At 43.9% G+C, this 23,203-nt stretch carries 14 protein-coding genes; 3 read left to right on the top strand and 11 right to left on the bottom strand.

All coding sequences use genetic code 11. From position 1 onward, the window contains the following. Window positions 1-14: 14 nt before the first annotated feature. Window positions 15-2,120, bottom strand: coding sequence for a methyl-accepting chemotaxis protein (locus tag WS40_RS07045; RefSeq protein WP_325208472.1), 2,106 nt, complete (start codon window positions 2,118-2,120; stop codon window positions 15-17). Between the two features lie 180 nt (window positions 2,121-2,300). On the opposite strand from WS40_RS07045, the gene WS40_RS07040 reads away from it, so the two are divergent. Next, a complete protein-coding gene (locus tag WS40_RS07040; RefSeq protein WP_046441372.1) occupies window positions 2,301-3,164 on the top strand; it encodes a polysaccharide deacetylase family protein in 864 nt (287 codons plus the stop codon). A 214-nt stretch (window positions 3,165-3,378) separates the two neighbouring features. On the opposite strand, the gene WS40_RS07035 is transcribed toward WS40_RS07040, so the two are convergent. From WS40_RS07035 to WS40_RS07025, 3 genes are read right to left on the bottom strand one after another with little or no spacing between them, the layout of a single operon-like run. Beyond that, a complete protein-coding gene (locus WS40_RS07035) occupies window positions 3,379-4,398 on the bottom strand; it encodes a cadherin-like beta sandwich domain-containing protein (protein WP_046441371.1) in 1,020 nt (339 codons plus the stop codon). A 27-nt stretch (window positions 4,399-4,425) separates the two neighbouring features. After that, window positions 4,426-8,526, bottom strand: a complete 4,101-nt coding sequence (locus WS40_RS07030) for a C1 family peptidase (RefSeq protein WP_046441366.1) — start codon at window positions 8,524-8,526, stop codon at window positions 4,426-4,428. Window positions 8,527-8,546: 20 nt separating this feature from the next. Next, window positions 8,547-9,710, bottom strand: a complete 1,164-nt coding sequence (locus tag WS40_RS07025; protein WP_046441364.1) for a tRNA(Met) cytidine acetate ligase — start codon at window positions 9,708-9,710, stop codon at window positions 8,547-8,549. A 233-nt stretch (window positions 9,711-9,943) separates the two neighbouring features. Here WS40_RS07025 and WS40_RS07020 point away from each other — a divergent pair, with 233 nt between their 5' ends. Continuing rightward, window positions 9,944-11,140 (top strand): acetate/propionate family kinase, encoded by a 1,197-nt coding sequence (locus WS40_RS07020; RefSeq protein ID WP_046441361.1) that lies wholly within the window; start codon window positions 9,944-9,946, stop codon window positions 11,138-11,140. Window positions 11,141-11,413: 273 nt separating this feature from the next. Here the strand turns inward: WS40_RS07020 and WS40_RS07015 are convergent, their stop codons facing one another. From WS40_RS07015 to WS40_RS06995, 5 genes are all read right to left on the bottom strand, one after another. After that, window positions 11,414-13,249: an ABC transporter ATP-binding protein gene (locus tag WS40_RS07015; RefSeq protein ID WP_325208471.1), complete on the bottom strand. Its 1,836-nt coding sequence runs from the start codon at window positions 13,247-13,249 to the stop codon at window positions 11,414-11,416. Further along, a complete protein-coding gene (locus WS40_RS07010; RefSeq protein ID WP_325208470.1) occupies window positions 13,249-14,982 on the bottom strand; it encodes an ABC transporter ATP-binding protein in 1,734 nt (577 codons plus the stop codon). The genes WS40_RS07015 and WS40_RS07010 overlap by 1 nt, the downstream gene beginning before the upstream one ends. A gap of 229 nt (window positions 14,983-15,211) precedes the next feature. Further along, window positions 15,212-17,683: a beta-mannosidase gene (locus WS40_RS07005; protein ID WP_046441358.1), complete on the bottom strand. Its 2,472-nt coding sequence runs from the start codon at window positions 17,681-17,683 to the stop codon at window positions 15,212-15,214. Window positions 17,684-17,694: 11 nt separating this feature from the next. After that, complete coding sequence (locus WS40_RS07000; RefSeq protein ID WP_046441357.1) at window positions 17,695-18,765, bottom strand: FkbM family methyltransferase; 1,071 nt, start codon at window positions 18,763-18,765, stop codon at window positions 17,695-17,697. 68 nt (window positions 18,766-18,833) lie between these two features. After that, the gene (locus WS40_RS06995) at window positions 18,834-19,250 is read right to left on the bottom strand and encodes a PH domain-containing protein (RefSeq protein ID WP_046441355.1); all 417 of its coding nucleotides are present in this window, start codon (window positions 19,248-19,250) and stop codon (window positions 18,834-18,836) included. A gap of 614 nt (window positions 19,251-19,864) precedes the next feature. Here WS40_RS06995 and WS40_RS06990 point away from each other — a divergent pair. Beyond that, window positions 19,865-20,683: a sporulation initiation factor Spo0A C-terminal domain-containing protein gene (locus tag WS40_RS06990; RefSeq protein ID WP_022286618.1), complete on the top strand. Its 819-nt coding sequence runs from the start codon at window positions 19,865-19,867 to the stop codon at window positions 20,681-20,683. Here WS40_RS06990 and WS40_RS11505 read toward each other — a convergent pair. Then, a complete protein-coding gene (locus WS40_RS11505) occupies window positions 20,676-20,807 on the bottom strand; it encodes a hypothetical protein (RefSeq protein ID WP_302838330.1) in 132 nt (43 codons plus the stop codon). The genes WS40_RS06990 and WS40_RS11505 overlap by 8 nt on opposite strands. Window positions 20,808-21,236: 429 nt before the next feature. Further along, a complete protein-coding gene (locus WS40_RS06985) occupies window positions 21,237-21,587 on the bottom strand; it encodes a DUF1292 domain-containing protein (RefSeq protein ID WP_038671087.1) in 351 nt (116 codons plus the stop codon). Between the last annotated feature and the right edge of the window lie 1,616 nt (window positions 21,588-23,203).

Genomic DNA, 23,203 nt, shown 5'->3' with positions numbered 1-23,203 from the left:
CATTATCAACGATATCAATACTTATCGCTTGTGCTGAAATCTTCTATATCGGCTTCGTCGGAAGGAGTGATATCCTGCTGAGTTTCCTCAGGGGTGGCCTCGCTTTCCGGCTCATCGCCAATATATGTGAACCTTGAAGTCTGATGCTCTTTCTTATCCTTTTCACTGTTCTCGCTAAGTTTGAAACGTGCTATCATATTCTTTAGTATAAGCGACTGGCTTGAAAGCTCTTCACTTGCGGAAGCTGAACCGACTGCAGTTGAGGTATTGGCTGATACAACGGCTGATATTTGGTCTACTCCCGTATTTACCTGAACGATAGCTTCTGCCTGCGCCTCAGAAGCGTCTGAGATATTCTTTACGAGATCCTTTATAGTATTTGAATTGCTTACGATATTGTTCAGCGAATCAGCAGTTTCTTCGGCTATCTTAGAGCCCTTTGAAACAGCGGCAGACTGGTTTTCGATAAGTGAAGCGGTCTGCTTTGCGGCTTCGGCTGATCTTGATGCCAGACGTCTTACCTCGTCTGCTACCACGCCAAAGCCCTTTGAACCCTCTCTTGCGGCCTCTACGGCGGCGTTAAGGGCAAGGATATTTGTTTGGAATGCGATCTCGTCAATGACCTTGATTATCTTTGAGATCTCATCGGAAGCAGTATGGATAGCATTCATGGCATTTACCATGTTGCCCATATCGCTGTTGCAGTTGTCAACGGCTTCGGTATTCTTAAGTACGATATTATAAGCGTTCTTAGAGTCCTCAGAGTTCTGAGTTATCTGCTTTGAAACATCACTGAGGGTAGCGGAAAGCTCCTCGATTGCAGAAGCCTGCTGTGTAGAACCCTGTGATACAGACTGTGCGATATTTGACACCTGAACCGCTCCTGAGTTCACCTGCTCGGCTGACATATTGATAGAAGCAAAGGTATCAGACAGAGAGTCGAGTATCTCGTTAAACGTACTCTTTATCTTATAGAAGTCGCCCTTGAAAGTGCCTTCCATTCTGTGGCAAAGGTTACCCTCGGATATCTGGGTGAGAGCCACTGTAATAAGGTTGATATACTGTCTGAGGCAGACGATAGTTTCTTCCAGAGAGTTTGAAAGGACGCCAAGCTCGTCCTTTGAATACCACACGTCAACAGGGTCGGTAAGGTTGCCCTGTGCGAGAGAACGAAGTCTGTTTGTGGTAGAAATGATAGGCTTTGTTATCCTCTTTGCAAAAAGCAGAGAGAACAGCACCGTCAGGCACATAAGCACAACGCCCATTACAATGATATTAGTAAGTGCGCTGGAGCTTGCAGTGGTGAAGTCGGCAACATTTGTAACCATGACGACAGTACCGTCAAAATATGACGAACCATAATAGCCCACGATATAATTGTTATCCTTAAATTTATACTCTGTTGTACCGCTATTATTTGCAAGTATTTTCTCAACGGCATTTGTCACTTCCGTATATTCTTCATCTTTCTTACCGATCTCAAGGGCATTTTTACCTATCTGATCTGTATCCTTATGAAGAAGGATCTCTCCGTCTTTACCAACAAGATAAACATAGCCGGATTTTCCGAAGGTGTATTCATTAAGAGCATTGATAAGCATATCGCTCTGAATGGTAATACAAGCGACTTTTTGTTCTGTGTTACCAGACTTTGTTGAAGCAAGTATAGAAAAATAATTCTTACCGCCAAAGGTATATATATCGGTTATATAGGCCGAGCTTCTTTCGCAAGCGCTTATGATGTGCTCCTTTTCAACTGATGACGATACCATTTCATTATCTGTTGCAAGCACAATGCCATTGCTGTCATAAACTGTAAAATTCAGATAGAAGCCTGTGTTGTCTGCAAAGCCACTTTTTACCGCCTTTAGTCTGTCAGCATCAGTTTTTGCCCCTAAAAAAGAATCAGACTTTACGGTCGAAACTATATTATTCGTATAAGAGCTGATCGTCGAGTCAAAATTCTTAGCCGCCTGAACAGCCAGTGGTTCAGCGGTGCTTTTGAGCGTATCCTTTGCAGAAACGTTTATAAAATACACGGAAACCAAGCTGAGCAGCACCGTGATGATAAGTGCGATTGAAAGCATTGCCAAAAGCAGCTTTGAACGCAACGTTTTCATATACAGTTCCCCCTTATGAACTTGTTTTTAACGCAGCAAACAACACTGCGATATTACGTGTTTATTATATCATAATTGCACAATTATTTCAAGTACCACAAGCATATTTTTTGTGAACTTATGATGCAATTAATGATATAGAGGTGAATAAGAATAGGTAAAAAAGGGGGTAAATAAAATATGTACATAAGTCTAAGGATAAGAAAAAGGGTGATGCTTTGTGTTATAGCTGTGCTTTCTATGCTGGCGGCGGTGGCTGTTATGCCAACCTTTGCAAAAGAAGAAAAAACAGATGGGATAAAGCTTCCGATCATAATGTATCACAGCATTGTAAAAAACGAAGATCGCAGCGGTGAGTATGTCATAACGCCTATCGAGCTTGAAAAGGATCTGCTTTATCTGAAGCAGAACGGCTACACTACTGTTTTTGTAAATGACGTTATAAGATATGTGAAGCGTGGGGGCGAGCTGCCTGAGAAGCCTATCATACTGTCCTTTGATGACGGCACTTACAACTACAGAGAATATCTTCTGCCGCTTCTTGAAAAATACGATATGAAAGCCACTGTATCTATTGTGGGGGCTTACACTGACGCTGCCTGCGAGGAGGCTGAGCCTGATCCTGCTTACTCTTATCTTGACTGGCAGGACGTTTCGGTGCTTCGTGACAGCGGTCATGTGGAGATATGCAATCACTCTTACGATATGCACAATCTTGAAGGCAGGCGTGGAGTCGGTCAGCTGGAGGGAGAAAGCTACGAGGATTACCGAAAGGTATTTCTTAACGACATCACGAAGCTTCAAACGCTTTGTGATGAACACTGTGGTTTTCAGCCAAACGTTTACACATATCCTTTCGGCATAACCTGCGAAAGTGCAAGTCGGCTCGTAAAGAACATGGGGTTTGAGGCTAGTCTTGGAGTAGAGGAAAAAATCAATATAATAAAAAAAGAAGATGAACACTGCCTTTTTGGTCTTTACAGATACAATCGCAGCGGGATCATCTCCACAGAAGAATTCATGAAAAAAGTTTTTGGAGCATAAAAAAAGCAGCCCCTATTGGAGCCACTCTCTAAACTGAATCACCATCAGCATGTTTACATTATACTCTGGCAGGTGTCGAAATTATACTTGTTTTTGTGTGATTTTTGTAAAAAAAATGTGTATTCGTGTAAGCAGAGTGAAAAATGCTGTCACAAACAGCCAAAAGCACGTTGATACGCCACTTTTGGCTGTTTATCATCTCTTTACACAGAACTTATTTATCCTTTTTGCCGCCTTTGATCTTTCCTCTTATCCAGATAATTATTACTACAAGTGCAATAACAAGGACAATAAGGACGATAGCAAGGGCTGTATTGAGCATCTTTTTATACTGGTCCATAACATTTGCGTTTTTGGACACGGCAGATGAAGTATCGGAGCTGTCTTTCTTTTGGACGGTCTGGGTCTGCTGTTCATCTCCGCCTGCGGCTCTTATTATGGTGACAGTATAGGTGGCGGCATTGCCGTCAACGTCTGTGACGGTTATGGTTCGTACATTTTCGCCCACCTGACACTCGCTTGTGCCTGTATACCATATGTAATCAGAGGGGCTTGCTGTTGTTCCCTCTATCTCAACATTGGTAACGGAATTGTCAACGTTCACTGTATAGTTATAGACATTATAGGCAAAGGCAGGAGAAAGCTCGCCGTTATCCACTGTCAGGGCTGTAAGAACGCCTTTATCGGGTATGCCGTTTGAAGGTGCGGTCTTAGTGGCAGTGGTGGTAGTGGTAGTGGTCTTTTCGGTGGTGGTCGTGGTTTCTGTTTCGGTCTTGGTTTCCACCTTATCGCCTCCAACTGTTATGACACAATAGGCGGTAGGCGAGCCGATAAGCTCTGAATCAGGGGAATATATCTGACAGCTTTGCAGGCTTATATTTGCATTTCCTGCCGACAGACCTTTGAACGTAAAGCTGAGATCCACTTCTGAAGAGGGGGTATCAGGAAATCCGTTTACTGTAAGAACTCCTCCACCGCCTGAGGCGTTGTCGCTTGACACAAATTCTATAACGGAATCGTCATAGGCGATATTTGCCTGAACGCTTCCTATCTCTGAATCTGCAGAAAATGTCACGGACACTTCAAACTGCTGATCGGTCATGACGGGGTTTTTAGGCGGATAGAAGAAAGCCTCCCCTGTTGCATGGGCAGTGAGAGCCGTCATTGGAACTGCAAGTGCGGCTGTCAAGAGCGATGAGAATATTCTTTTTACAAGCTTTGTTTTTGTGATCATTGCTATCCCTCCCGATAACATGGATAATTATTTGGTATAAACTTTGGCTATATCAGACCACTGTCCGAAATAGGTCTTGGCCCCTGTGGCTGTATAGCTTCTCACACGGACGAAATATGTCTTTTGGCTTTTAAGATCTGTTACGGTCTTTTTGTCGGTCTTATTTGAGGTCACCTTAACTGTCTTTGCACCGCTGAAAGATATATTTTCAGCGTAGGATATCTCATAGCCTGTAGCAGAGCCTTTCTGTGCATAGTCTATATAAAAGCCTTTTTTCACTGGCATGAGCTTTTGTATGGTCTGCCTTGCGGGGGTGATGACAAAAGACTTCGTTATCACTCCGCCATACGAGCCTTTTCCTGTTACTGCTACCTTAGCTGTGCCTATATTCTTATTGCAGGAATATTTCACTATATAGTCTGTGCCGTTTTTAAGGGTCTTGCCCGAATATGTGACTGTTATGCTTTGGGTGATGTTCTTGCCTGTGAAGGACTTGTTTTTTATGCCTGCGACCTTAGCTTTGGCAATATCATATTTTGCGGTGGTCACGCTCTTTGTATCAGACCATGCGCCATTATAACGCTTGCCGCCGACTATTGTATACGAACGCACTCTTACATAATATTTCTTCCCTGCCGTCAGGTTTGAAACTGTCTTTTTATCCGTTTTGTTTGAGGATATGATCAAGGTTTTTGCACCTGCGAAGTCAGAGCGTGTACTGTACTGCAATTCATATCCCGTGGCTGAGCCTTTCTGAGCAAAGTCGATAAAAAAGCCTTTATATCTTGTTTGCAGAGATTGTATCTCCTGTTTTGCAGGATAAATGGTAAAAGTTTTTGTTATCGTACCCTGATAGTTGCCCATGAAGCTTATGATCATTTTTCCAACGCCTATTTTTGTATTTGAGCTATAGGAAACAGTATAATCATGTTCAGGAAGAAGAAATTTTCCTCCGTCTGTTACCATAACGTCAGGTATTATAGGCTTGCCTGTGTAGGAGAGCGTATCAACATAATAGACGCTTGTCAATTGGGCGGACTTTGGAAGAATGTCGAATGCTTTGGCTATAGTGCCGCTGTATCCGCCAATGCCTGTTATTATCATTTTGCCCTTGCCTGCGGCTATATTATCGGCATAGTCAATGGTATAGTCTTTATTATTTGTCAAAGTGGTATCACCATAGGAAAGCGTTATACTGCTTTGAGCAAGCTCATAGCCTGTGAATGTCATATATGTTTTAAAGCCTGATATCTCGCAGTCTTTTATAAGCTTTCTGTCGGTATAGACCGCCTGCACTGTCATATGGGATGTGACTTTTGAAAAGTCTTTATCCCAGCCTGTAAAGCGTTTGCCTTTTATGGTCGGTGCTTTGGGCGGATCGGCACTTTTGCCGTATTCTACGGTCTGAGATGACAAAACTGTGCCGTTTATATCGGTAAAATCGACCTTGCAGGTATTGGCTTTCCAGCCTGCATAAAGCGTCTTTGAGCCGTCTGAAAAGCTCACGGACGTTATAGGCTCGCTCTCAAGCTGTGAGTCGGCATACCAGCCTGTGAACTGTGCGCCCTCTTTTGTGGGGGCGGAAAGCTGTGCGGTTTCGCCCTCACCAAGCTCATCAGGGTTGAGGGGGCTGTTTTCGCCGCCATTCAGGATATAATCTATCTTTGCTTTGTCACTTGGGGTGACTTTTGCGGAAACTGTGGTGTTTTCTGTGAAAACTGTGTTGCTGTTCACAGGTTCACCTTTACGATACCAGCCGAGAGTGAAGCCCTGCTGAACGTTCACATTCGGGAACACGGCTTTGCCTGCATAGTCGGTGCAGACTTCTATGGTCTGTGCCACAGCGGAGAATGTTATCTTATGGGAAGCCTGCTCGCTATATGAGGTCTGGCGCACAAGAGTGCCGTCCATTGTCCACTTTGCGCTGTCTTTGAACTTTTCACCGTAGGTGTTCATTGCATATGCCCCTTGAGAAAGTGCATTTTTTGCGGAAAGGCTTGAAACCAGGCTATCGCTGTCATTGCTGTAACAGCCGTATGCGTTCACAACGGAAACGGCAATATCCCTGCCTCCTATAAAGGCATTTGTAATGGCGGAGCTGTTTTCCCTTAGGTTTGAAGAACACTCTGTTATGATACCGCAGGATTGTCTTCCTATGACGCCACCTGAATAGACTTCTCCTGACACTGTGCCGTCAAAGGTGCAGGCTTTTATGGCTGTTCCTTGATAAAAGCCCACTATTCCACCTGCGTAATCGCCTTTCACTATACAGTTTTTCAGGGAAATGTTATTTATCTCTGCACCATTTTTTATGTATGCGAAAAGCCCTGAATACTCCCCTGAGGAGATAACTGCGTTTTTTATAAGGTGTCCGTTGCCGTCAAAATAGCCCATGAATGGGTTTTCAGAATCGCCTACGGGTGAGATAGTTTTTCCGTCAAAGTTAAGGTCAGCTTCAAGGGTGACTAGCTTGCCCTCGAAGCTTTCGCCACTGCTGACACGCTTTGCAAAGCTTTCCCACTGGTCTTCGGTGGTTATAACAAGGGTTTCGTCCTGTTCTTCTGCGGCGGAGATAAGGAGCTTTTGTGCGTTTGAGATATCGTTCTTGGAAGCAGTTTCATCTGCAAGCACCGTTCGGGCATTGTTTGCTTCCCTTTCACAGCCTGCAAATGTGCCGTACTTCGCAAGGGCGCTTTCAAGTGAACTTTTATCGGGCTTTGCAGTATCGTCAGTATAAGCATAGATAAAAAGACTTCCTATGGAGTCGGTCTTATCTGCTCCAACATCAGACCAATATTTGCCGTTAAGGGAAACATAGCTTTGCCCTGACTGTGCATTTGATGTTCGGTCGCTTTCTGCAAGGAGATATCCCCTGCCGCTGTCGCCGCTGAATTTTACTGAAATGGAATATTTCTCGCCCTCTTCAAGGAGGATATCCTCGGGAAAGTCAACTGTATAAAAGCCGTTTGTGGACACTGAGCCGCTTATCTGCGTTTCAAGGACGCCTATAGGGTCGCTGTCGGAAACGTTGGTATAGACGCTTAGGGTGTAATCCGCACTGCCCGTTTTGCCCACATACATAAAGCCTGCTTTATCAAGCTTTTCATCGGCTTTAGCTGTGAAAACATTTGCACCGTAAACAGAGCCGTCGTTGCTGGCGTTCACAACATAGCCTGTCATTTTGCTGTAGTGATATGTATTATCACAGCTTTCTTCAAAGTCATAGCAGCAAAACTGTCCGAACTCGGCTTCGTCATAGGACACCCAATAGAAGCCGTCATTGTCCTGATCTGCACCCCACGAGCCTTTCACAAGCCATGCGCCGTTATTGGCAGGCTTATATCTGAAATTATCCTTACTGTAGTTATCGTCCCAGCCCACCACTGTGACGGAATGATTTATGATAGTGTTTTTTGAGGCGTCGGGATCATAGTAGGCAGTATTGTTATGATTCATATAGCCATTTCCTGCAAAATAGCTTGCGGAAACTGCTCCAAGCTCCATTATTTTACGCTTCACCTGCGTGGTGCTTGAAAGCTCCATGACATAATTCAGCCTGTATTCGCTGACGCTTTTCTTATTTTCGGAAACTATCATATTCTCTGTGCCGGATTCTAAAAACGGCTCGTAATCCTCATAGCATAGTCCCTGACCATTTGCAAGAGCGGAGGCCGCAAAGAGCCAGTTTCCCCCTGATGAGAAATCGTCTTTACCTGTGGCTGTGCCTGAATTTGAGGACATCACCAAGGCAGGCACGGAAAATTCTGCGGAGGGGTTTTCAAGCCCCTTTTTGATAAGATCCTGTTCTGCGCAGGCAAGGGCTGAGAATGCCCAGCAAGCACCTGTTGAAGCCTGATCTTTTACTGTTGTGATCTCTCCTGAGCTTCTTGGGTCATAGGTGGATGGGAGCTTTCGGGCGGCTAGTCTTGCAGGGGACTTTATCTGATAGTCACCGTCTGTGCTTTTGGCCACGCCCTCTATCTCATAGCTATAGCCGTTATGGGTAAAGTTTACGGGAACGACTTTTATGCCGTTATCCTCGTTGGCAAGTGCAAAAGTCTGCGCCGAAAGCTGAAAAGCCAAGAGCAAAGCTGTCAAAAGCCCTGCCGCACCTTTCATTCTTCTCATGTTCCGCCCTCCTGTTTATCTCAGGTTATGGTTATCTTTCTTGTATACTCGTTTGAAATACATCTTCCGTATGCCGCTGTTTCTCTAAGTCTTACTGCGTTCTTTTCAAGGAAAGCAACACGCTTTGCATAGTCGGAGATATCCTCAAGCTTTTTCAGCGAGGTATCATACTCAAGAGTTCTGTTCTCAGCCTGCGCAAGTATGCGTGTGCCTGTGCGGTTAAAGGCAAGTATCCTGCCGTATGGCACTTGTCTGATATCGTCCTTTCTGATGCCGAGAACAAGGTGCAGGACCATTCTTCTTACTCTTGCCATGGTGATATTCTTTGACTTTATACGCTGTTCAAAGATATCCATAGTTTCAGGGCAGGAGCTTACGACAGACATAAATCTGTTGGCAAGGTGTTCGTCGCAGTCAGGTAGGGCTAGAAAATCTTCTCTTGAAGCTGTGCAGAGCTTGAAAAGCATTTCTCTGCCTGCCTGCCGGGTAAAGGACGGCTTACAGCCCTCAAAATCATATGGAACAAATTTCTGCCACTCACCGCCCTCTTTTATAAGCTCTCTTATATGAGAAGCCGAAGCAAAATCACCAGACTCTGCCTGAGAATCATGTGCAACAGCTTCACGCTTTACGGCATAAGGCACTAGCCATGGGGCTATACGCTTTGCCGCCTTTATATACTCCACTGCAAGAACGTTATTTGGTGTGGAGAATATCTCTTCGGCGGTTCTGCCATAAAGACCTATGGAGGCTTCATACATAGCCTGCGGGTAGGACTTTCCCTGAGATAAAAGTTCTCTTACCTGCTGTGAATTTTCAAGCATTGCGGATATTTCAGCTGCCTGTTCAAGGGCGTTCCTATCACCGCTTTCACAGCCGAAAGACAAGGTCGTTACCACGTCCTCCCCAAGACCTGCAAGAAGCCTTACTGCACTTCTTGCAAAGACCTCACTGTTTGAACATGAGAACGGGCATGGCAGTTCTATAACAAGGTCTGCACCGTTTCTTATAGCAGCCTGCGCTCTGTCATATTTTGAGAAAACAGCCGTTGAGCCACGCTGCACGCAATCGCCGCTCATTACTGCGACGATACCCTCTGCGCCAGCCTGTCTTGTGGCTTGTATCTGATATTTGTGTCCGTTATGGAACGGATTATATTCCGCAACTATTCCCGCAATTTTCATTTTTTTACTCCTCTTTCTACCCTATGCTTATTTTATTCCGTCTTTCAAAAGCTTACTGCGAATTATGATACTAATATGTTAAGCCCTAGTAAAAAAATTGTGCAATATGTATATTTATGAAAAAAGCTCTTGAAATTTATCATTAATATTGATATACTATAAGTATATGATATTATGGGCTTAAAGTCAAGCCCGTTATCTGACATATTATAATCGGGAGGAGATTTTTTCCAATGAAAATCTTAGTTGTAAACGCAGGTTCATCATCACTTAAATATCAGCTTCTGGATATGAAGGACGAGTCTGTTATCGCAAAGGGCAACTGCGACCGTATCGGTATCGACGGCCATGTAAGCGCAAAGACAGGCGACGGCAGACACATCGAGGAGGATTGCAATTTCCCTACTCACACTGAGGCTTTTGAAAAGCTCGTTGAGGTACTCACATCAGGCGAAACAAAGGTCATCGACTCTATGTCTGAGATATCAGCCGTTGGTCACAGAATAGTTCAGGGTGCTGAGATATTCAAGGAGACCTGCCTTGTAACAGACGAAGTTATCGACCAGATCGACTCACTGGCTGAGCTTGCACCTGTACATAACCACCCACACGCTCTTGCACTGAGAGCCTGCAAGGCAGTTATCCCAGCAGGCACACCACAGGTAGTCGTATTCGACACTGCTTTCCACTCAACAATGCCAAGAAAGGCTTATCTCTACGGTCTGCCATACGAGTGCTACACTGATCTTCATGTAAGAAAATACGGCTTCCACGGAACATCACACAGATTTGTTTCAGGCGAGCTTGCAAGAGTAATGGGCAAGCCTATCGAGGAGCTTAAGATAGTTTCATGCCACCTTGGAAACGGCTCATCTATCACAGCTATCAACGGCGGCAAGTCTGTTGACACATCAATGGGCTTCACTCCTCTTGACGGTCTTGTAATGGGCACACGCTGCGGTTCTGTTGACCCTTCTGCTGTTGACTATGTTGAGAAGAAAATGGGGTTCACACCTGACCAGATGACAGAATACATGAACAAGAAGTCAGGCTTCCTTGGTCTTTCTGGTATCGGCTCTGACAACAGAGATATTCAGGCTGCTGCAAGCGAGGGCAACGAGAGAGCTCTTATCGTAAGCGAGATATTTGCTTATCAGATCAAGAAGTTCATAGGCTCATACGCTGCTGCAATGAACGGTCTTGACGCTGTCATATTCACAGGCGGTATCGGTGAGAACGCACCTGAGGTAAGAGCGGCTGCTTGCTCAAATCTCGATATTCTCGGTATCCACATCGACGCTGAGAAGAACCTCTGCCGTGGAATACTCAAGGAGATCTCCACAGACGATTCTAAGACAAAGGTTTACGTTATCCCAACAAACGAAGAGCTTCTCATTGCAAGAGATACTCTGGCACTTATTTCTAAGTAATATTTCAGATAACATTAAGGACGGCTTTCTTATGAGAGCCGTCCTTTTTTGGCGCATAAAAAAGGCGCAGGAGAGGTTTTCCTGTGCCTTGATTTGTTTGATAAGACCGCCAATTTTCATGTAGGGGCTGGCGCCCTCGACAGCCCGATTTTGAGAGTGTAAAAGTTTGAATTATCACGAAGTTTTGTGGGTTGACGAAATATCGAGAAGTGGGACGTCGTATTTGTTTGAATGTACGATATTGACTATATACGTTTTCCAAACACCATTGTATCAGGTCTTAACGCCTGAGAACTGCGTCTGATAAAGCCTGTAGTAACAGCCCTTGGCGGCGATAAGCTCCTCATGACTGCCCTGCTCTGCTACTCGTCCGCTGTCGATAACGACTATCTTATCTGCGTCACGGATAGTGGAAAGTCGGTGAGCGATGATAAGGGAGGTTCTGTTTTTCATAAGAGCCACCATTGCGGACTGAATGTGCATCTCAGTTCTGGTATCAACCGAGGAAGTGGCTTCGTCAAGAATAAGTATCTTCGGGTCGGCAAGCACTGCTCTTGCTATGGAGAGAAGCTGACGCTGACCTTGTGAAAGGTTTGAGCCGCCCTCGGCAAGCACTGTGTCGTAACCCTCGGAAAGTCTTTCTATGAACTCGTCTGCGTTCGCAAACTTTGCCGCCGCCTTTATTTCATCAAGGGTGGCGTTTTCTCTGCCGTAGCGGATATTCTCCTCTATGGTGTCCTTAAAAAGCACTGTATCCTGCAAAACTATGGCTATGGAACGTCTGAGCTTGTCTTTCGGGATATCGTAAATGCTCTGACCGTCTATAGTTATCTCACCGCTGTCAACGGGATAAAATCTTGTGAGGAGGTTCACTATGGTGGTCTTGCCTGAGCCTGTTGCACCGACTATGGCTATTTTCTGACCTGCTTTTACTTCAAGATCGAGGTCTTTCAGCACCTGCTTTTCAGGAACGTACGAGAAGTCGATATGCTTGAAGTCGATATCGCCTTTGACGTTTTCCACCTCAAAGTCAGCCTTGCCCTCGTCAGTTTCCTTATCGGCGTCCATGACCTCAAAGATACGCTCTGCGCCTGCTATTGCGGTCTGGATATTTGCAAACTGGTTTGCAATCTCATTGATAGGACGTGAGAACTGTTTTGAATAGAGTATAAAAGCCTGAATAGTTCCCACTGTTATAAAGCCTTTTATTGCGAACCAGCCGCCAAATGCAGCGATAAGGATAAAGCCGAAATTGGATATTAAGTTCATGCAAGGACCCATTACACCACCGAATATCTGAGCTTTTATGCCGCATTTTTTCAGATTGTTGCTCATTTTCTCGAACTTGTCAACAGCGTCCTGCTCTTTGCCATAGGAAACGACCGTTCTATATCCGACTACCATTTCCTCAACTTCGCCGTTTATCTCGCCAAGAAGCACCTGCTGTTTGATGAAGTATTTCTTCATATACTTTGTGAGTACGCCTGAAACGAATATGGTAAGGAACACTGTAGACAGCGAGATAAGGGTAAGAAGCGGTGAATACAGAAGCATTATGACAACTGTTCCCACTATGGTCAGCACGCCTGAGATGAGCGAGCCTATAGACTGAGAGATAGTTGTGGAGATATTCTCGACGTCGTTTGTCATACGGCTCATTATATCGCCATGGCTATGGGTATCGAGATATTTTATAGGAAGTCTTACAAGGCTTGAGAACAAGTCTTTACGCATGGTCTTTACTGTGTACTGTGAAAGCTTTGCGGAGAATATTCCCTGCATATAGGTGAAAACAGAGGACAGGAGATAAACTGCCCCAAGACCTATAAGCGTTTTGCCAAGTGCACCGAAGTCAACGCTTGTTTTCTTTTTGGTGAGAGTGATGCAGTCGATAGCTATCTGCTGTATTGACGGTGCGGCAAGATTGAGCAGAGTTATGATGAGCATTACACCGATAAGAGCGAAAAACAGATATCTGTTCCTGCCTATATAGCCGATAAGCTTTTTAAGGGTGTTCTTTGCGTCCTTAGGCTTTTCCATTGTGAGCCTTGCACCGTGCGGTCCGCCCGGCTTTCTTCCGCCGGGTCCCATTGGAGACATTGGAGGCATTACACTTCACCTCCTGACGTTTTTACCTGTGAAGCGTAGATATCCTGATATACTTCGCAGGTCTTTAATAGATTTTCATGAGTATCGCAGGCACAAAGCTTGCCGTGGTCGAGGACGGCTATCCTGTCGCATGATTTTACGCTCTGGATACGCTGTGCGATTATGATAAGGGTAGTGCCGTTCATTTTGCGGTCTATCTCCGCGCGGAGCTTTGCTTCTGTGCCAAGGTCGAGGGCGGAGGTGGAATCATCAAGAATGAGGATCTCAGGTTTTTTAAGTACCGCTCTTGAGATAGAAAGTCTTTGCTTCTGACCGCCTGACAGTGAAGCTCCCTTTTCGGCTATAATACCCTCATAGCCTGCAGGTATCTTCTGAATGAACTCGTCAGCCTGAGCTGCCTGTGCAGCGGAGATGACCTCCTCATGAGTAGCGTTTTTGTCGCCCCACTTTATGTTGTCCTCAACTGTGCCTGAGAAAAGCTCGCTCTTTTGCAGAACTATGCCAACTTTCTTTCTAAGTTCATCAAGCTTGCAGTCCTTGACGTTCACGCCGTCAACAAGGACTTCCCCTGCTGTGCAGTCATAAAATCTTGGAATAAGATTTACAAGGGAGGATTTTCCTGAACCTGTTGCACCTAGTATGGCGACGCTCTCACCTGACTTTATATCAAGGGTAAGGTCTGAGATAACAGGTCTGCCCTTGGTTTCAGGATAGGAAAATGAAACGTTTTTAAAGCTCACTGTGCCCCCTGTTTTATCTGCAAGGGAAACGCTGCCGCTTTTTATAACAGGGTCAGTTTCGAGGACTTCTCTCAATCTGTTTGCAGATGCGGAAGCCTTTGCGAGGGTCTGGAACATCATAGACATCATCATTACGCCATGCAAGACCTGAGTAAGATATGTGATAGCCGCCATGACCTCACCGACCTTCATAGCTTGCGCCTGCACCTGCCAGCCGCCTATAACTATAACGGCAATAACAGACAGATTGAGTATTATCATAAGAAGCGGCTGAAGGATAGCCATAAGGGTCTGAACACGGAGGTTTGATTCCATAAGGCTTATATTTGCATCGTCAAAACGCTTTTCTTCTGTATCCTCTCTCACATAGGCTTTTACTACTCTTGCGCCTGTGACGTTCTCCTGAACCACAGAGTTTACGCTGTCAAGACGTTTTGCAACGATAGAATAGTATGGGTTTGCCTTTTTGAGAATTACTATCATCATGATTATCTCGATAGGCAGTGCACAGAGAATTATGATGCCGAACCTGACGTTCAGAGTGAGCATCATGATTATTCCGCCGAAGAACAGCAGGCTGTCACGCACCAACATTCTCAGCATGAAGTCTACCATTTGCTGGATAGCGGTTATATCCGCTGTAAGACGTGTTACCAATGAGCCTGTAGTGAACTTGTCGGTCTGTTCAAAAGAAAGACCCATGACACGCTTAAAAACGTCCACACGCAGATCTCTTGAAAAGCTTTGGGAAGCTATCCCACCGAACGCAGACGCCGCAATTCCGCAAGCTCCGCCACCTATAAGAACAAGGAGCATGAGAAGTCCCGTTCTTATGATAAGATCCATATCCTGACCCAGCACGCCATCGTCAACTATTTTTGACATAAGCTTTGGCTGAAGCAGGTCGCCCAGCACTTCTCCCACCATGGATAGAGGTGTCAGCACCGCAAACAGTGCATAGGGCTTCAAGTATTTGCTTAGTTTTACTTTCAAAGCAGTTCCTCCTAAAATTTTATTTCAGGCTACTTATACGCAGGGGAACATTGACGGAAGATAGCAAATACAGAGCAGTGGGCTGTCAAGGACGCCAGCCACTACAAAATGTGTGATATAACTTTTTATGTAGTGGCGAACAGCGTTCGCACGCATTGCTTTTGTTTTGCTAATGATCGCATCGACTTTTCACTGCTGGTGACAAGGCAGAGCCTTTGAAATCACAGCCCTAATTGTGCATTATCTCAAGCTCCCCGGACAGCTCCTGCGCTGTCATTTTTCTGCTGAGGGAGGCTTTGTCTATCAATATGGTAACAGGCTCTTTTCCGTGGATATCGAACCAGTTGTCAGAGAAAACGCAATCTGCAGTTTTTAGGCTAAGGCAAACGCTTTTGGCGTAATTCTCGGCACAGAATGTCAGGGCGAATTTATCCTCGCTTTCTGATATGCCGTAGGTTATCTTTGGCTCTAAGAATGTAAATTCTTTCGGGCGCACAAAGAGCGTTGTGCCAAAGCTCAACACCTCGCCGTTTTCCATAATGGAATATTCGAGATATTTTTCACGAGGGTCGGTACGGTTTTTAAGCTCGTCTGAAAGGTCTATGTCAAGGACGTTTTGTGCGGTAAGAGCCGGAACGCTCACGGATTTTTCGCCGCTTTGCAGAATTTCAGCTTTATTGTTTCTCAGCGTCCATTTTACCACGCCCTCAAAGGCTGTCATGCGCTCGTTGGATATGTTAAGGACAGGCTTTTTTCTATGGGTATCGTCGCAGGAGATAAGGCATGGAGCGTAAAAACGCTTTGCATAATAATGCAGACCTTTCCACCTGCCGAAATAGTCGATACTTGACCATGAGATAACAGGGTTTGAATCATTCACCTGCCAATAGGCAGAACCCATACATCTGCCTCTTGCTCTTCTCATATGCTCGACATTCGAGCGTATGCAATCCGCCTGAACGAGCTGTGAGGAATAGATGAGCTGTTTGAAATCGTAAGGATATCTTACCATTTGAGCGAGATAGTACATTATCTTCTCGTTGCCCTGAACGCACTTCTGGTGGGCCGCCATAACTGGTGAGCAAAGGTCAAAGTCGCCCTTTGTTTCATCAGCAAAGGCACGGCAGGTCTTTATATCAGGCAGGCTTTCAAAGCCGTATTCTGAGCAGAAGCGGTAATAAAATTCTCTGAACGCTTCGATAGGCTTGAAGTTGTGCCAAACGTCCCAATAGTGCATATCCCCTGCATGGTTTGAGGAAGCGTCCTTGAAGCCTCCCCCTGATGAAGGTGATGACGGCCAATAGAAGGTGTTTTCGCATGGGTCATAGGCTTTAAGCACCTGTGGGATAATATCCTCAAAAATGATAAGATAGTCACGCTTTGCTTCCTCGTCCTCGGGGAGGCCCCAATATTCCCATGCGGATTCTATCTCGTTGTTGCCGCACCACAGACCAAGAGAGGGGTGGTTTCTCAGGCGGATAACGTTGTCACGGACTTCCCCACGGACAGTTTCTTCAAACTCCTCTGTGAGCAGATATGCAGAGCAGGCGAACATAAAGTCCTGCCATACTATGATACCATTCTCGTCGCAGTAGTCATAGAAATACTCGTCAGGATAATAACCGCCACCCCACACTCTTATAAAGTTATAGTTTGCGGCCTTGCAATCTGCAAGGAGCTTTCTTGTTTTCTCCTCGTTACAGCGTGTGACTATCTGGTCTTCGGGGATATAGTTTGCGCCCATTGCGAATATCTTCACGCCGTTGTTTATGAAGCAGAACTCCTCGCCCCACTGATCTTTTTCACGGCTGACAGTGAGCGTTCTAAGACCTATGCGCTGTGTATTTTTATCAGCGCACGAGCCGTTTTCATTATACAAAGTCACTGCACAGATATAAAGTGGCTGTTCGCCATAGCCGTTCACCCACCAAAGCTGAGGGTCGTTTATCACAAGCTCTGTTTCATAATATTCTGCACTTTCCTCCAGGCTTATGACGGCTTTTGCGGTGATATTGCCCTGCGGGTCGGATATTTCCACCATAGCTTTTTTACAGCCGTGGTTTTCTATATGCAAAAGGGCTTTCAAAGTCACTTTGTTATCGGTGTGCTTTTGGCTGTAGTAAACGTCAAGTATACGTCCGTCCTGTGGGATAACAAGAGATACCGAACGCCATATTCCCATGTCAGGGAGCATTGGACCCCAATCCCAGCCGAACATACAATGGGCTTTTCTTATATGTGTATAGCCTGTCATGGTGGAGTCAACGCCCCAAAGGTGACGTTTTTCGTCCATTTCTTTTATGTATCTGTTTGGCGAGGTTATTTTCACTGTGAGAGTGTTGTCCCCCTCTTTGATAATACCATGGACAGGAAACTCCCACACTCTGTGCATATTGTTCACTCTGCCAAGGTGAATGCCGTTGAGATAGACGTTTGCTATGGTATCAATGCCGTCAAAGTGCAGGACAGTATGCTCGCAGTCTGCGGCGGTCTTATCTGCGGTGAATGTAGTTTCAAAATCGTAATCATCATCACATATCTGTGTGGAGATATACTCGTTCTCACGATAATATGGGTCGGGTATCTTTTTATAGTCAAGCAGGGTCTTATATACAGAGCATGGAACTTTGCAATCAAAGCTCTCCTGCGAGCCTGCTTTTTTCATTTTCCAGTTATCGTTAAGGCTTACTGTTATACTCATTATTTTTCTCCTTATTTATCATGGACGCAGAAAAGGTTTGTTTCCCATGCGGGGTAATATCTTTCCTGACGGATATAGAATTTGTATCCCTTGCAAAGACTGTTTATATACAGAGGCAGGGTGATGTAATCATATGGTCTGTGATACAATGCACTGCATATTTTGGGGGCATAGCGTGAAATGGTATATTCACTGCCTTTGATAGCTTCTAGGTCTGCTCCCTCAACGTCATATTTTATATAGGTGCATTTTTTGCCTGCAAGAACGCTGTCCAGACTTCTTGCACGAACTTTTTTTCCTGCGGCATCTACTCTGCCCTGTCTGCCTGCGCCACCAGCGAAATAAAGCTCGGTATCAATGCTCCATGCGGCGGCATTGTAAAGACTTATATTGTCATTGGCTTTTAGATTTTTCAGGCATTTCTGAAAGTTTTTTCTCTCAGGTTCGAGGGCATATATTCTCTCATACTTTCCCCCTGTGCGTGAGATAAGCTCTTCGGCAGTGTCGCCTGTGTATGCTCCCAAGTCGCAGTATATCTCGTTTTCTCCAAGGGGAAGTATCTCGGTTATCTTGTCCTTATCCGTAAATATCTCACGGAGATAAGAAAGCTTGCCTGTTATCTTGAACGCTGTCAGCTTTTCAAAGGTAAGCTTTGAAATATCGTCATCAAAAAGGCGGTAAGCTTTTTCAGCCTGAGAATACATTGAGAGAAGCTTTTCCTTGCTGAAATTTTCATCGCCTGCAACGCACATTTCCGGCACTATGACCTCGCAGCTTTTTTCAATATTGTCGATACGCTCCATTATCTCAGGCAGGCTCGTGCCAAAGCCAAGCACAACTGTGATATCCCCAAACTGCGCTTGCACCTGAGAGAAAGTCTTCACCTTAAACCCTCTGAAGCTTTGTCCACGGACAAAATCGTCGCTTGCAAAAACACCTGTGCATTTTATGCCAAGTCTATCAAATTCATCAAGAAGCTTTTCCGCTCCATCGCCCATGCCGTATATGAATATCGGCTTTTCGCAGGTCTTGAGCCTGTCCCACGAGCTTTCAAGGGACTGAAAATATTCTTTTGAAAACATTCACACTTTCCTTTCCAAAAAAGGCTCTCACAGAAAGATCTGCGAAAGCCCCTTATTCTTATAGAACTTTATATGATATCGTCATCGATATCAAAATCATCATGATCATGGCAATGACCGCCGTCACCGCCAACCATATCTCTGCCCCTTACACGGTATCTATCACGATTTATATCGATATACTTATCAAGCTGTGCAAGCACATCTCTTGGTGCTTTTATGGACTTGACTTCCTTAACAGGCGTATCAACGTCTTTGACATTCATTACTATTGTGCCACAGCCGAACATTCTTTGTCCCAACGGCAGGACAAGCTTTTTGTCGATGACCCTATAAAGGTCAAGCTCGTCTTCCTCTATGCTAAGAAAACCCTTGCGTGTTATAAACTTATCTTCTGTGAGAAAATATCTTGTAAATGATATAGGCAGACCAAAAATCGTTCTTTTCTTATCTGTCCAAATGTAATTGATAACGTCTTTTTTCATAAAACGACGTCGCCTCCCTCAACATTATCTATAATTTTTTACATAGACATCATTGCAAACCGGTGGCACAAAAAAGCTGCTGACCATGTTTTTGCAACGATCCTCCCGTATATTTTACCACGCAACAAAGCTTTTGTCAAGAAATTATCCTTTGTAAAAGCTATGTAAAAATGCCATTCATTTATATATTTCTATATCATTTCGCAAATATTAATAAATGCAAAATCATACATTTATCTTAATATTTTATTAATCATATAGCAATCTTTGCTGGCGTTTTCGACTTTTTTCTACATAAAATAAGCTTTCATAACAATGTAAAGTTGATGTAAAATATAGTGAATCGTCAATTTATTCATATAATATATTGATTTAAACGACACAAAAGCATATTTTCTCTGTGTAAATTACAATATTTGCACAATTATCTCATTCGAAATTTGGTCATAACCGACATTTATTTATTTACTGTGTATAGATTGTTGCGTGTTTCTTAAAACATAGTACAAGAAGCAAGAAAATTAAGTAAAAAACTTGAAATTATATTGTAAAAATGTTATACTGCAAGTGTAGTATAAAGTTAAAAAAATAAAAAAACCGGAGGAAGATTTAAAATGTGTAAAAAAGACGTGATCAAAATCCTTGTCGGAAGCCTCAATCAGGCCGGCATGAAGGTGGCAGACTATCTGAAAAAACAGGGGTACAATGTTGCACAGTCAGACTACAATCCACTGGAGATACAGCTTGAGGTGCTTAAAAGCAAACCTGATTTTCTGATAATTTCAGAAATAACTGAATTTCCATACGAGCTGTGCAAAAATCTCAAAGGGGCTTGTCCTAAGCTGAAAATAATCATGCTTTCCGACAGAAAAACCAACAATGGACTTGCAAAATACGCAGACATGATAATAAAAAGTCCTCTAAGCTGTGCGGATATCAAAAACGCACTCAGAGCGCTTCAGTGTCCTGACGATTCTGCAGATCTGAACATCACAATAACACGAAGCTCTGATGAGGGGTACACCAATGGCGACATACAATCTGCTATATCCACCGTAATGAAGCGGTTATGCATAACTCCGAATTATAACGGCTATGGCTACATTAAAGAGGCAATAAAAATGGCTCTTACGACAGACAAAGCCAACAGACGTGTCACAAAGGTCATTTATCCAGAGATAGCGGCGGCACATGGAGTAACCACAGTAAGCGTTGAAAGAAACATGCGCACCGCCATAAGGATCGGTTGGGAAAAGGCTCATGACAAAGACAAAGCCGAGATATTCGGTAATTTCGCCATAAGACCTGACCACTACCCCACGAACAGCGAATTTATTTTCGTTGCCGCCGAATACATAAACAGCAAATATCCAGCGGAAAAGGCATTATCAGCAACCGCTGAACATACTAGCGAAAGTAATTTATTTATCTGACAAGAAGAAAGCCGTTATGCCCACAGGCACAGCGGCTTTTTTCTATATAAACGAAACGTCCTGCAGTAAATGACAACGGGCTGCCCTGCGGACGCAGATCTTCGGCTGCGTCACCCACTGCCATACGATCACTGCAGACGCTCCGTTATCTCATTTTATGCCGACATGGTTTTTATGACACAAAAAAGCGTACCGAAAAATCGGCACGCTCAGTGTTTAAGTAAAAGCCGCCTTGCCGTCGCACAGCCGATAAACCCGCTATAAAAGCAGGGTGGGTAAAACAGCCTGAAAGCTTCACGCTCCCTTCGTCCGTTTACGAAACGGCAAATGCGGTTTCGTTCGGGAGGTCTGCAATCCCTTTCCAGAGTCTGAATCCCTTTTTAGAAGTGTTGGATTTATAATAACTGTGCTTGTTCGCACAAGGCAGGAAACTTTTTCTGTTATTTAGTATATCACAACATATCCATAATATCAATAGGTAATTTCAGCAAATCAAAGTACATAAAATTGTACATTTTACATATTGACAAGCCTATATGCTGAGATATTTTTCTTATGACAGGTGATCGTGACAACCGCAGCCACAGCCGCAATCATCGTCTTCGTCCTCATCGTCAAACTCGAACATTTCATCGATACGCTCCATGAACATCTGACCGATCTTCTCATACTCGTCATCATCTTCGATAGAAGCAAGTATCTCGTCATTGTTCTCGTCATACTCAGCCTTGAGTATCACAACGTCGCCTGAATCTTCAAGGGCTTCATCACCGTTCTCATAATAAGGAGTGAGAGCATAATACTTCTCGTCACCATACTCCATTGCGTCCAACAGCTCAAAAGTCTGCTTATTACCATTTTCGTCCTCCAGCTCGTAGAGGTCCGGCAGAAACTCGTTATCCATAATTATCCTCCTAACATGATCTTGTGCGGTATATCGGCACTTCCTGAGTGGGATATATCGAAAAAATCAGAACAGAAAGACTGTTTCTGACCACCGCAACACTTTAATTATACTACACTGCAAAATCAAAGTCAAGCGCATTTTGTAAAAGTAATATTAAATATAAAAACCATAAAAAAGTTGAGAAAAACTATTGACAAGTAACAAAAGATGTGGTATAGTATAGTCAAGGAAAAACAAAAAGCCAAACAAAAGCAGACAACAGGGTTCGCTGAAACGGTCAACGGTCTGACGATACAGTAACGATTTCAGAGGGCACGGCAAAGCGAAGTAAGGCAAGAGGTTTTCCTTATATATCACAGGCAGATCGGTGGACACAGCATATACCCGACACTAGGTACACTACAGTTCAGCAGGCGGGCAGGCTCATCGGATACCTAATAAGATATGAAAGGAGCGAGTCCAATGGACGCATCAGAGATCCAGGAGAGTATCCATAGGCTCGGCAATTTCTTAAAGTAAGAAAGGATCAAGACGCAGACGAATGAGCTGACAGGAATCCAGACATATATGATTTACACAGGAAGAAATTGCAGAGCCTCATGGATTAATCACAGCACAGAGTTACTGCAATTTAAGGATACTCTCAAATTTACAATTGAATATTTTGCAACTTTTATATAAGGAGTGATCGACATGATCGGTTACAGAAGGTTTGCAAATAAAATTTAGACAGGAGTGTTTCCAATGCACAATTTCAGCTTTTCAGAGGTAAAGAAATAAACTGAAAGAGTGATTCCAATGTAAATTTAGCTTCTGAACATAAAAAGCTCACAGAGCTATAAAAATCAAATAAATTTCGAGGAGTGGTGCATATGAAAATGCACAAAAGGAACTTGAACATGAAATAGAATGGAGTGAGTCCGCCAAGAAATTTACGAGCTTAATGCTCTTACTGATTTGATTTACTGACTAAGATTTTTTCTAAAGATCATATAAAATACTGAAGGAGTGGTGCGTTATGAAAATGCACTCAAGGCTTTTGAACATCTGATATTTGGAGGTGAATCCGCCAGTTACTTCAGCAAGGCTTATCTGATATGATGAGCATAAGATCTTGAAATTATGCGAAAGGCGATAATTCCAATGGAAATGTAATAAGTTTCATTGACAATAAATTTTCACGAAAGGTGTTAAGTCCGATGGCACGTTAAGTTTTATCCACTGAGGCATAACTTAATATTTTGAAAGGAAATAGATCCAATGGAAAGGTAATTTGCACTTAGAGATTATTTTTACCGAAAGGAAATAGATCCAATGGAATAGCTTATATTATGCGGACAGAATTTTACTGAAAGGCGTGAGTCCAAAGTACAATTTAGCATGAGTTTACGACTAGAATTTTCAGAAGGGCGTAATACCAATGGCATAATCAATATGAACGTACATACTTAACTATGTGGTGTATTCAGATATCACATAGTTAAGTTTTTTTGTAAGGGGTGGGACGTCGAGGACGCCGTCCCCTACAACATTCAAGAAAACAAGGAAGCACCCTGCGGTGACCCGCCCCCTGTCAAGTAGACAGCGCAAAAAACAAAAATATTCTATGTTGT

Source organism: Ruminococcus sp. N15.MGS-57 (assembly GCF_000980385.1).
GTDB lineage: Bacteria > Bacillota > Clostridia > Oscillospirales > Ruminococcaceae > Hominimerdicola > Hominimerdicola aceti.
Note: the sequence above shows the minus strand (reverse complement) of the source record. Positions and strands in the feature narration are given on the sequence as shown.